7 protein-coding genes are annotated in these 12,315 nt (G+C 49.0%); 3 read left to right on the plus strand and 4 right to left on the minus strand.

What is annotated here, in order from left to right:
- Positions 1-96 precede the first annotated feature (96 nt).
- Complete coding sequence (locus tag ACYVJM_RS08325; protein ID WP_461148630.1) at positions 97-1,233, minus strand: Gfo/Idh/MocA family protein; 1,137 nt, start codon at positions 1,231-1,233, stop codon at positions 97-99.
- A gap of 336 nt (positions 1,234-1,569) precedes the next feature.
- On the opposite strand from ACYVJM_RS08325, the gene ACYVJM_RS08330 reads away from it, so the two are divergent.
- Positions 1,570-2,820, plus strand: coding sequence for an MFS transporter (locus ACYVJM_RS08330; RefSeq protein WP_461147766.1), 1,251 nt, complete (start codon positions 1,570-1,572; stop codon positions 2,818-2,820).
- A 167-nt stretch (positions 2,821-2,987) separates the two neighbouring features.
- On the opposite strand, the gene ACYVJM_RS08335 is transcribed toward ACYVJM_RS08330, so the two are convergent.
- Entirely contained in the window at positions 2,988-3,902 is a 915-nt protein-coding gene (locus ACYVJM_RS08335; RefSeq protein ID WP_461147767.1) for an LEA/WHy family protein, read from the minus strand.
- 144 nt (positions 3,903-4,046) lie between these two features.
- Between ACYVJM_RS08335 and ACYVJM_RS08340 the strand changes: the two genes are divergently transcribed.
- Positions 4,047-4,817: an META domain-containing protein gene (locus ACYVJM_RS08340; RefSeq protein WP_461147768.1), complete on the plus strand. Its 771-nt coding sequence runs from the start codon at positions 4,047-4,049 to the stop codon at positions 4,815-4,817.
- A gap of 161 nt (positions 4,818-4,978) precedes the next feature.
- Positions 4,979-8,401: a ThuA domain-containing protein gene (locus tag ACYVJM_RS08345; protein ID WP_461147769.1), complete on the plus strand. Its 3,423-nt coding sequence runs from the start codon at positions 4,979-4,981 to the stop codon at positions 8,399-8,401.
- A gap of 76 nt (positions 8,402-8,477) precedes the next feature.
- Here the strand turns inward: ACYVJM_RS08345 and ACYVJM_RS08350 are convergent, their stop codons facing one another.
- Both ACYVJM_RS08350 and ACYVJM_RS08355 read right to left on the minus strand, forming a co-directional pair.
- Entirely contained in the window at positions 8,478-9,224 is a 747-nt protein-coding gene (locus ACYVJM_RS08350; protein ID WP_461147770.1) for a GLPGLI family protein, read from the minus strand.
- Between the two features lie 19 nt (positions 9,225-9,243).
- Entirely contained in the window at positions 9,244-12,099 is a 2,856-nt protein-coding gene (locus ACYVJM_RS08355; protein ID WP_461147771.1) for an outer membrane beta-barrel protein, read from the minus strand.
- Positions 12,100-12,315: the final 216 nt, after the last annotated feature.

Raw genomic sequence — 12,315 nt, forward strand, 5'->3', positions numbered from 1 at the left:
TTATTATTACGCAGAGATTCGCAGAGTAAAAAAGAGATTCGCAGAGAAAGGCTCAGTGAATCTCTTTTTTACTCTGCGAATCTCTGCGTAATAGTTTTATTCTACAAACTTAGTCCACTTTGTGGAATCATCCTGACTCGACGCGATTACTGTGTCGATAAAGGCCAATCCGCGAACACCGTCCGATGCTTTGGGAAAATCGTAAATAGGATCTGCTTCGCGCCCTTCCATATGCGCTTTCACGGCATAGGCAAAGTTGCGATACAGATTGGCAAACGCTTCGAAGAATCCTTCGGGGTGCCCTGCCGGTAACCGCCAGTGCGCTGATGCCGAGGCCGACAGCGTGCCGACATTGGGCCGAATGATCCGCTGGCCTTCCTGTGTTTTGTATTTCAACGTATTGGGTTCCATCTGATGCCATTCCAGGCCGCCCAGTTCACCCCAAACGTAGATTTTCAGCGAGTTTTCTTCGCCGTTAGCCACCTGACTGGCATGCAGAACACCTTTGGCTCCGTTGTCGAACCGCAGCAGCACGTTTCCATCGTCGTCCAACTGGCGACCGGGAACAAAAGCGGTCAAGTCGGCACAGAGTTCGGTAATTTGCAGTCCTGTGACATACTCGGCCAGATTTTCCGCATGAGTACCAATGTCGCCCATACAACCGGCGGCTCCCGATCGGGCCGGATCGGTGCGCCAGATAGCCTGCTTGTAATCGTTATGTTCTTCGTCTTTGGAAAGCCAGCCTTGCGGGTATTCAACAACAACTTTACGGATCTTGCCCAGCTTACCACTCCGAACCATATCGCGGGCCTCTTTCACCATTGGGTAGCCAGTGTAGTTGTGCGTCAGGCCAAACACGAGTCCCGATTTTTCGACAATACCCGCCAGTTCTTTGGCTTCCGCCAGATTAAGCGTCATAGGCTTGTCGCACATTACATGAAACCCATTTTCGAGCGCCAGTTTGGCGGGTGGAAAGTGCATGTGGTTGGGAGTAACAATAGACAGAAAATCCATCCGTTCTCCTTCCGGCAGTGCTTTTTCTTTTTCAATCATTTCCTCATAAGAGGAATAAATACGATTTTCGGGCAAATAGAGCGCATGCCCGGTTGCTTTGGATTTTTCGGGCGATGCACTGAAGCAGCCACAAACTAATTCGATTTCGCCATCGAAACCAGCAGCCCGGCGATGAACGGCACCAATGAAGGCGTCGAGGCCTCCGCCAACCATACCCATTCGCAATTTTCTATGCATTGGTATTTGAGTTGAGTGTAAACAGGTTAGGAAAAGTAAACTACGAAGGTTGGTTTACTGTATGCATTTTACAGATTGCCGTTTTCGACTTCAGGACTGCTGATTCTGAAAACTCATTTACCAGCTATAACTCAATCTCGAAAGCGTAAAATGGACACATTAACCCACAATCCTTTTTTTTACGGCCGAAAATTAGCTGTTTTCTCTTATTTTTCGGAAAATTTGAATAAAAACGGCTCTTTAGCGGGGAGTTTATCCAACCCGACGTCTTTTAATTTTTAGTCAAACCTGTTAACTACTAAACCCCTTACATTGAAAATGAATCAAACCGTTAATCCCTCGCGGCTCTTTCTTGCCAGCTGCCTAGCGCTCATTACGACCGCTTTCTCATTTAGTATTCGGGCGGGTATTTTGCCTCAGTTGGGCACAGAGTTTGGCCTATCTGCCGAGCAGTTGGGCTTTATTAACTCCATGTGGTTTTTGGGCTTTCCAATTTCAATGATCGTTGGTGGTTTAGTCTACAATACGGTTGGTCCGAGAGTTATTATGAGCGTGGCGTTTGTGTGTCACACACTGGGGATTCTGCTCACCATTTTCGCGGGTGGCTACACAACCCTACTCATTTCGACACTGTTTATCGGTATTGGCAATGGCTGTACAGAAGCGGCCTGTAATCCTATGATTGCCGATATGTATACGGGTATTACCATGAACAAAATGCTCAACCGGTTCCACATGTGGTTTCCGGGTGGTATCGTAGTGGGTAGCCTGATTTCGCTCGCGATGACCAAAATGGGCATGAGCTGGCAGACACAGGTTGGCATTATCATGATACCCACATTAACCTACGCGTTCCTATTCTGGGGTCAGGCTTTCCCAAAAGCAAAAGTGGAGGGAGCTATGTCGCTTTCGGAAAACTTCAGAGCTATGATTAACCCACTTTACCTGTTCATCTTCTGCTGCATGGCCATAACGGCTATCTCAGAATTTGGACCTCAGCAGTGGACGGCTCTGATCCTGAGCAAGAGCGGTGCCGAACCACTGCTGATTTTGGCATTGGTAACCGGCCTGATGGCCGTTGGCCGGTACTTTGGTGGCCCAATCATTCACCGGCTCGATCAAACGGGAGTACTGTTGGGTGGCGCCGTTTTTGCGACCATCGGCATTTACCTTTTTAGCACACAAACGGGTGCTATGGCTTACGTAGCGGCTATATTCTTTGCAGTTGGCGTATGCTACTTCTGGCCAACCATGATTGGTTTTGTGGCCGAGCGCATCCCATTGAGCGGTGCCCTGGGTATGTCGGTTGTCGGTGGTGTGGGTATGTTCTCTACCTCTATCTGGCAGCCCATCATCGGCGGCTGGATTGACAGTGCTCGTGTTGAAAAAGCAGCGGCTGGCCTTTCGGGTGATGCACTGGAATTAGCGGCCGGGCAGGCAACGCTGCTTCGAATGACGACTTTCCCGATCATTCTGATCTTTGCTTTCACACTGTTGTGGTTCTGGATGCGCAACCGCAAAGCGGGCCATGTCGATGAAAGCGTTGTGCTGGAGCAACCCCAGCTGTAATCTATTTATATTCATACAAACAGGGCCTGGAGTCAACCGATTCCAGGCCCTGTTTTTTATACACTTACAAACTACTATTCAAACGCAGGTACTAGCGTAATTCAGCTGACCTGCTTGTAGTCTCTGCATACCTTTTCCACGCTTCCTTAATCTCTTTGTCGTAATCCTCACTTTTTCAGCTTCTTAAAATCGTCCAAGGTCCCGGTTATCGTCGAGGCAAATTTACTATTGGCAATAGACGAGTTATTTTCCTTATCAATAAGCTGGCACCGAAAGTTGACCCGGTAAGGTGTATCTTTTTTGTCGAACAGCATTTTTGGCAATACACTCAGCGTTTTACCGGGCCGGGCTGTTACCGGAAACACAACGGGCGTAGTCGCCTGCGCTTTAATCAGGATTGGCTCCTTTTGCTCGCCGTCTGCAATCTCTTTCCCATCGATGAAAACCGTATAATGGGCGTTCGTGATGTTGAATGGCATTTTGTTTTTATTAGTAATACTTACGTTGGCAGCCACATCGGTGCGTTTCAGCCCCAGCTTGCCAAAATCAATATCATTAATTTTAACCTCGGGCAGGTAAAATGTCGGCATTCGCTTGTCGATGGTAGTTTCGAACGTTTTCTGACCAAGGATAGGCACATCGAGGGCGAATTTTGCCCGCATCTTGTAATTCGTGCTATCAATGTCTTTCCGATCGAGGGTCTTCAGTACGTTAGTCAGTTTCTTATAGGCTAGCTTGGCGGGTAATACCAGCAGCGTACTATCGCCGGATTTGACCTCAATTGGCTTTTTATACGCATCGACCATCACAGGCGTATTGGCGATGTAAAACGTATAATCCAGGCTGGGCGATTTGAAACCAACGGGTAATGGATTATCAATGAGCATATACAGATTCATGGAAATGGTTTCTTCGCCGATGTCAGTGATGGCCATACGGGTCATCTCCAGACGGGGCTTCAGCGTATTATCGTAAGGCTTGCCTTCTGCCGTCCGTTCATCTTTTACGTTTCGATACCAGACATAAGCACCAATACAGCCAATCAATAATAGCCCGAGCGCAATTAACCATCCCTTTTTCATAACGTGTCGTTGTTTATCAAAAAGGGGTAACTTTCCAAAAAGAGGACTGTTCAAATAATGCGCGGATTGTTCCTTTCCCGCACTCAGGTTAAACTTTTCGACGCACAGCTGGTCTTACCAACAGAACTTTCCCTTTAGAATGCCATGCGTACTGCTTTGCTTGGTCTGTTATTTCTGACCGTTGCCTGCCGCCGTCCATCTACCCAGTTTGCCTCCATGCTTACCCCCGCCAATCAGGTGGCTATTACAGATTACAGCCAGTACCTGAAAGCGGGCGACGAGGTTGTTGCTATGGGTAACGACCCGGCCTGGTCATTGACGATAAACCCGTCGAAAAGCCGCCTTCAGTTTAAAGCCCTCGATGGCGACAGCCTGACGACAACCGCCCCTGAACGCCAAACCGATCCCGATGGCGTCTTACGCTACAATACCGGCGTAGAATCCGACCGCATAACGATTCTGTTAAGACCCGATAGCTGTGTCAATAAACTATCGGGCCAGCGATTTGACTACCGGGTGGAAGTCAACTTTCGGGGGAAAAACTACGCAGGTTGCGGCTCATCTTTACGGCAGCTTGCTTTACTGAATGACATTTGGGTACTCACCAGTTTTCAGGGAACGGCCCTCACTGCCAACGGAAACGAAGTGCCCCGTCTTGAGATTTCACTGGCCGAAAACCGGGTAACCGGTACAACCGGTTGCAACCGGCTCAGTGGCCCCATCAAGGCCGACACCCGCCAGCTTTCAGTTGGCCCGTTAGTAACCACCAAAATGGCTTGTCAGGACGCTGCAAACCAGTTGGAAAGTAAGCTCCTGACTGAGCTTAACAGGCCACTTACCTACAGGGTAGGCGATGGCAAATTGACTTTACTTCGAAATAATAATCCAATAATGACCTTTAAGAAAGTAGATTAATATGCTTTTTAATCAATAATTTGAGCGAACGACTGCACCACAGCGTTCGCTTTTTCGTTACTTTTGTTTCTCGATAAAAGTCAATCGAATCACCAAATAAGTTAACAAATACAACTGGCACTCACCAGTTTGCAAACCAACCTGTATAAATCCAAAACACTATGAAAAACTTACGGCTTCCCTCCCGCGCTCTGTTGCTGGCGGGTTTGCTGGCAACGGCTGTACCGGGCATAACTGTCGAGGCTCAAACGGCTGCCAAACGTACTTCGCCCACTGTTAAGTCGGCAGAAAGTGCTATAGCTCTTAATCGGGTGCTGGTCTTTTCAAGAACCAAAGGATACCGCCATGCGTCTATTCCCGTTGGCAAACTGGCGATCATGAAACTGGGTCAGGAAAACGGCTTCGCAGTCGACACTACCGAAGACGCCAGCAAATTTACCGAAGCGAATCTCAAAAAGTACAGCGCCGTCATTTGGCTCAGTACAACCGGCGATGTACTCGACGATGCCCAGCAAGCGGCTTTTGAGCGGTACATCCAGGCAGGTGGTGGTTATGTGGGTATCCACGCAGCTGCCGACACGGAGTACGACTGGCCCTGGTACAACAAGCTGGCAGGCGCTTACTTCCTGCAGCACCCCAAACAGCAGAACGCCGAAATCGAGATTATCGACAAAAATCACCCGTCTACTAAAATGCTGCCCGACCGCTGGAAGCGTTGGGATGAGTGGTATAGCTACAAAAGTATCCAGCCTGACCTTAAAGTGCTGGGTAAGCTCGACGAAAAAACATACGAGGGCGGCAAAAACGGCGACAATCACCCGTTCATCTGGCACCATGATTTCGATGGTGGCAAGGCGTTCTACACCGGTGGCGGCCATACAGACGAGTCGTATTCCGATCCGCTGTTCCTGCAGCACATCCTGGGTGGTATAAAGTCCGTCATGGCAACCAGCCTTAAATTTGGTCAGGCAAAAACTCTACCATTTCCCGAAGAAAACCGCTTCGACCGGGAGGTTCTCGTAGCTGGTCTGGATGAGCCGACCGAGTTAGTTGTTCTCGACAATGGCAAGGTTCTTTTTGCTGAGCGGAAAGGTGCGTTAAAACTTTACGACCCCAAGAAGAAGTCGGTAAAGGTGGTGGCTACCTTTCCGGTATTCACCAAATTCGAATACGGTCTGATGGGCTTGAACGTCGACCCGAATTTCAAGCAGAATAAATGGGTATATGCCTATTATTCACCCATAACGGGAAAAACTGAAGCCGATACGGCTCAGCATCTGTCCCGCTTCGTGTACGACGATGTTCGGGATACCTTGTTGATGAACACCGAGAAAGTGATGCTGACGGTTCCCGTTAAGCGCGACGGCTGCTGCCATACGGGTGGCTCCATTGCCTGGGACCGCAAAGGCAACCTGTACCTGTCGGCGGGTGACGATACCAACCCGTTCAACTCCAACGGCTTCGCTCCTATCGACGAGCGGCCAGGTCGCAGAGGATGGGATGCCCGCGCCACATCGAGCAATACCAACGATCTGCGTGGTAAAATCATGCGTATTCATCCCGAGGCCGACGGCACTTACACCATTCCCGAAGGCAACCTGTTCCCTAAAGGCACTCCTAAGACCCGTCCCGAAATTTATGTGATGGGCAACCGGAATCCTTACCGTATTTCGGTCGATCAACGCACAGGATTCCTGTACTGGGGCGAAGTAGGCCCGGATGCAGGTGAGAATAGCCCAAAATATGGTCCACGTGGACATGACGAGATGAACCAGGCCCGGAAAGCAGGCTATTACGGCTGGCCGCTGTTTGTAGCTGATAACCGTCCGTATAATGTTCGTACGTTTGCAGACAGCACCACAGGACCGCTTTTCGACCCGCAGAAGCCGATTAACAACTCGCCCAACAACACAGGTTTAACCGAGTTGCCTCCAGCTCAGAAAGCCTTTATTTATTATCCCTATGCCGATTCGCCTGAGTTTGGCCCTATTGTGGGTAAAGGGGGCCGGAATGCCATGGGTGGCCCGGTTTATTACTACGACGATTATGCTGAATCGTCCGTAAAATTCCCCCGTCATTACGATGGCAAGTTCTTCGCCTACGACTGGATTCGTGACTGGATTCATCCGGTTACGATGCAGGAAAACGGTGATTTTGTAAAGATGGAGACTTTCATGCCCAGCACGAAGTTTTCGCACGTGATCGATATGCAATTTGCCAATGACGGTTCGCTTTACACCCTCGAATACGGTCAGATCTGGTTTGCGGCCAACGCCGATGCTCGCCTGTCGCGCATTACCTATAATGCCGGTAACCGGAAACCCGTTGCGATAGCCAGCGCCAGCAAAACGGTGGGCTCTGCTCCTATGACGGTGAAGTTCGATTCGAAAGGATCGATGGACTACGACGGCGATGCCCTGAAATACACCTGGTCGTTTGGCAACGGAATGCCTAAACAAACAACGACTAACCCAACGGTTACCTTCAGCAAACCGGGCACCTATCCTACTACGTTGACCGTGACCGATGCTGCCGGTAATGTTGCTACTAAGTCCATGGAGATCAAAGTAGGAAACGATGAGCCAAAAGTAGAAGTAGCTGTAGCCGGAAACAAAACGTTTTACTTTCCCAACAAACCGGTTAAGTACGCCGTAAATGTTGTTGATAAGGAAGATGGAACGTTGAAGAAAGGCATTAGCGCGGACGACGTAACGATGACCATCGACTACCTCGAAGGCTTCGACAAAACGATGCTGGCCCAGGGCCACCAGGCCAATCTTGGCTTCTCGACCGGCAAGCGTCTGATCGAACTAAGTGATTGTAAAGCCTGCCACGCCATCGACAAAAAGTCAATTGGTCCCGCGTATATCGATGTAGCAAAGAAATACAAAGGTGTTTCTCAGATCGAAAGCAAACTGGCCCGTAAGGTTATCAACGGTGGCGGTGGTGTATGGGGCGAACAGGCCATGAGCGCTCACCCCCAGTTAAAAGAGAGTGAAGCGGCCGACATGGTACGTTACATTCTATCTTTGGCCGACGAAAAGAAAGTAAACCGTCAGCCAATAGCCGGCGATTATGTACCGGCTCAGCAAAAGAAAGAAGGTTCGTACATCCTGACCGCCAGTTATACCGACCGGGGTAACGGCGTTATTGGACCATTGACGAGCTCAACATCGCTGGCACTGCGTTCGCCTTCCATGAAAGCCGTTTCAGCAGATGGAAAGCAGGATGTTTCCCAGTTTGATATGCCTAAAGTAGGACCAGCTATTATTGGTACAAAATCGGGTAGCTATCTGGCGTTTAATGACATTGACCTGACGGGTATCCAAAGCATTTCGCCATCTGTATTTGCGTCAAACGACCGGGTAGCGGGTGGCAAGCTCGAAGCCCGGCTTGATTCGCCTACCGGTACATTGCTGGGAGAAGTCGAGGTTAAGCAAGGTACACAGGGAGCCGTTAGCCTGCCTTTCCGCCAGCCGGTTTCAGGTATCCATAAGCTCTACCTGGTGTTCGTGAATCCAGAGGCAAAACAGAAACCCTTATTTGCCGTGGATCAGGTTCAGTTTTCAACACAAGGCATGTAAAACATACTCTGCGAACACCAAAAAAGCCCCGACCATACGGCCGGGGCTTTTTTGGTGCAGTTTGGTGCCGCACGTTTTAATAACGAATCGCCCAGTATGGATTTCGCTGGGCTGTCATTTGTTCGGCAATGTATTGGCGAATAATGGTATCATAGGCTACATCATTGACTTTCTTCCCTTTTAATTTCGGCAGTTTCAAATCGCTGGGGGTCAGGGGCCTGAAGTCCACATTAATGGCTTCTACTGTAACGTCGCCATCGTTGACATCTAACGCCAGAATCAGACCCGGTAAACTATTAGCCCGTTCGGGTCCGGCCGCTACGGGTATATCCTGAGCAAACCAGGCCGTTATTTTAAGCTTTTTTATCGGATCTTCCGTTTCTGCTTTCATACAGATATACCCGGCTACCTCTTTAATCTGGTTACCGATTTTCCAGACCGGCGCGTGCAGCGAGTCCTCAACAATGTAGGTCTTACCGAGCATTTCGATCACATCCGTCTTTTTGTCTTTCTCGAAATTGCGGTACAAGAAAAACTCATCTTTCCGCCAGGAATACCCCCCCTCATCGGGTTCATCGCTGTTGTAGGTATAAAGACTCTCGTTTGGATTGAACGCCAGTTTCATCTTTATCCCTTTGTTATCTTCCTCCATATTTTTCCAGGTCTGCATCATTCGATCCCGTTGCTCCTGGCTCAGAAACGTCAGCCTGTTGGCAATTTTCAGCCAGTACTCTTTCCGCACATACGTTACAACCCCTTCTGTTTTTTGTGCCATAGTAGCCGAACTCAACAGCAGGCACAGGATTACAAGTACTTTTTTCATGATAGCTAGTTAGTTAATATCAATAATATCCCTCCCGACGAACCTGCCCCTTAACACCCCGCATGTTGTACGTGACACTTAACATGAAATAGCGGGCCAGGGATTGAATCCGCTCAGTACTGGTGTAATTCTGACCGGCATATTGCGATATAACCACGTTGCGATTAAGCAGGTCATACGCCGATAGCCGAATCTCCGCCTTTTTGGCTTTTCCAAGAATATGATAAATGGACGTATTCAGGATTGGAATCTGCTGGTTGAAATTCAATTTCTCATTCTTATACGTCCGGTAATTAAGCGAAGTATTGAAGAATATACTTCCCGGCAACTGCAAATTCAGATCACCCCGAAACGAGTTGTTATAGATAGTCTGGTTTTGTGCCGTGTTGATCGAGTAGCGCGTATTGGTAATGCTAACGTTAGCATTGGCGTAGAAAGCAATCCACGGTTTAGGTGTCAGTTCGAGCCGCCCGCCGAAGGAATAATTCTGGTTATCCGTTTCATTCAGCACCGTATTGATCCGGGTCAGGTTATGTCCAAAATTCAATTGCGAATTCAGCCCAAGAGTAGCTTTGGTTTTCTTGAGCGGAAAACCAAAATTAAAATAGGTACCCAGATTGCGGCCTCCCGTCAGGTTTTCGGGCATGGTCGTGACGATGTTCGTTTGCGGGTCAACCGTCTGGCTGTAGACTATCTGATTCACATAGTATGTCGTGTAGATATTGGCAAAGAAATTGGTGAAACTGCCCGGGTTGAAGTAATTGAAATAGCCGCTAAGATTATGGTTTAACTGAGGCAGCAGATTGGGATTGCCACGGGTTACAAACAGCGGATTGCTATTACTGGTAACCGGCTGCAAATCCCGCGACGACGGTATCTGAACGCCCACATCGTAATCAGCCGAGAGCGATCGGTTATTTTTCATGGAATAATTGAGCGATACATTAGGGATAACCGTCGTATAGGTTCGCTGGATGGGCTGAAGCGGCTGGTCCTCGTTTCGGGCATACCTACCGTCGAGCCGGAATTGCTGACCTGCTACCCCCGCAGCGATATTCAATCCTTTGAACGAGTACCGCAGGCTGCTACCCAGCCGATTGAATAGGTAATTGTTTTTGTAGTATAAACTCAGCGAGTCAATACGTCGACGGCTATCGTCGAGGTTGGAAACATCCCGGTCAACTTCATCATTTCGCAAGCTGAAGTTGTAGAACGTTTCCCAGGTGTATTTTTTGGCGAAGGGCTCTACAAAGAGCAGGTTACCTTTGTACTGATTGCTACGCGAGGTTGTAGCCTGATCCTGATTCAGGACGCGCAGCATGTCATTGACACTCGTGGCCTGAAAGAACTCATTCCGGGCTTTCAGCAACAGATCGCCATCGTTCGAGTTGGTCTGAAAAGTGCCGCTGGCGGCTAAGCTACGCCCTTTCTTTTTCAGTTTCAGCCGATACAGAACCGTGTTTGCCATGGCAAACTGGTTGGCGGAAGTGTTGTTGAGCGTCTGGCTATTGGTCGTGGGTACGTCGCTGCCCGTTCCCGAATTGAGAAACACCCGTTGTAGGCTTTGCAGGTTACTGTTGCCGTTTCCAAACCGACCGTTACTGATTACGACCAACGTCTGCATAGAGTCGAGTTGCTTCTCATATCGAAAACTTACCCGATGGTTGGTATTCAGATTGGACTGGTTACTGGTATCAGTCGTACGGAGCGACGAGGCTCCGGGCAGATAACGTTTGTTTTCGCGAAGGGCATCCAGATCGATACGTGTCTGGTTGTAATAGTAGCTGGTACTCAGTTTGGTTTTCTTGGTATCGTAGTTGTAGTTGATACCACCAGCCGAGTTTTTCGAGAAACCCCGCCCTTCTCCCCCGCCTACGGGTACCGTCAGGCTTTCGTTATCGTCGCCAAAATAGAGGTAACGATTAGAACCGCTGAAACCGAAGTCGGCATTGTCATTGAAATTAAACGCATTACTCCCTCTGAAATCCTGATAATCATTGAACGACAAGCCTTGCTGGTTCGTATTGTTCCCCAGCAAAATGGCCGAAAACTGCTGCTTACTGTCGAACTTGTTATACATCCCTTTCCCATCGAAGCGGGCCGAAACGTTGTTGGAGGCCGGACCGCCACCGGCCGTCACTTTACCGAAACCGCCCTTTTTGAATTCTTCTTTCAGCTCCAGATTGACCGTTTTCTCTTTTTTGCCGTCGTTGATACCCGTCAATTTGGCCTGTTCGGTCTTATCGTCGAAAACCTGCACTTTGGTAATGGCTTCGGCCTGCAGGTTTTTAGTGGCAGCTTTGGGATCATTCCCGAAAAAGCTCTTACCATCGACGGTCACTTTCTTGACCTCCTGCCCCTGCGCCCGGATGTTCCCATCCTGATCAACCTGCACCCCCGGAAGCTTGCGAAGCAGATCCTCGACGGTAGAACCCGGCGGTACTTTAAACGAACTGGCGTTATACTCGATCGTATCACCTTTGATCGTGAGGGGTGCCTTGGCCGTTCGGACCACCACCTCCATCAACTCCCGCGTTATTGGCTTCAATTTCAACGCACCAAGATCGATCAGCGCGTCGCCGGTTGGCTGTATTACCTGGTTGTAGGGAATAAAACCGACGAAGGAAATCTTCAGGACGTACTTACCCGACTTTAGGTTTTTGAATAAAAAAGCACCGTTATCACCGGTGCGGGTAAAATTGACAAGCGACGAATCTTTGGCGTTCAGCAGCATCACTGTCGACGAAGCAAGTGGTGCTGAGGCAGTATCGACGGCTCGGCCCTGTAACGTGAACCGGCCCGGACTGGCTGGATTTTGTGCATAAAGTGTGGCCGCGAAAAGACACAATACGGCCAGCAGGAAAAGGTTTTTCATACATGGAGAGGGTAAAGGTTGAACAGGTGTACTGGAAGCAAAGCTAAGCGCAATAAGATCAAATGATCATTCAGTTAACGATTTTTAACTAAATTTATAGTAGCTAATTTAGCAAACGGCTAACTAGGCTCATAATGAGTCATTTTGGCACCAAAGCGTTGCACTCGTTAGCTCATATGAGAAAAAAAGTGGGGGAATTCCACACGCGGAATCAAA

This window comes from Spirosoma pulveris (assembly GCF_054781875.1).

Bases quoted from the DNA above. Each gene is read 5' to 3' on its own strand.
- ACYVJM_RS08325 (WP_461148630.1), bottom strand. From the start codon at position 1,233: ATGGGTATGGTTGGCGGAGGCCTCGACGCCTTCATTGGTGCCGTTCAT.
- ACYVJM_RS08330 (WP_461147766.1), top strand. From the start codon at position 1,570: ATGAATCAAACCGTTAATCCCTCGCGGCTCTTTCTTGCCAGCTGCCTA.
- ACYVJM_RS08335 (WP_461147767.1), bottom strand. From the start codon at position 3,902: ATGAAAAAGGGATGGTTAATTGCGCTCGGGCTATTATTGATTGGCTGT.
- ACYVJM_RS08340 (WP_461147768.1), top strand. From the start codon at position 4,047: ATGCGTACTGCTTTGCTTGGTCTGTTATTTCTGACCGTTGCCTGCCGC.
- ACYVJM_RS08345 (WP_461147769.1), top strand. From the start codon at position 4,979: ATGAAAAACTTACGGCTTCCCTCCCGCGCTCTGTTGCTGGCGGGTTTG.
- ACYVJM_RS08350 (WP_461147770.1), bottom strand. From the start codon at position 9,224: ATGAAAAAAGTACTTGTAATCCTGTGCCTGCTGTTGAGTTCGGCTACT.
- ACYVJM_RS08355 (WP_461147771.1), bottom strand. From the start codon at position 12,099: ATGAAAAACCTTTTCCTGCTGGCCGTATTGTGTCTTTTCGCGGCCACA.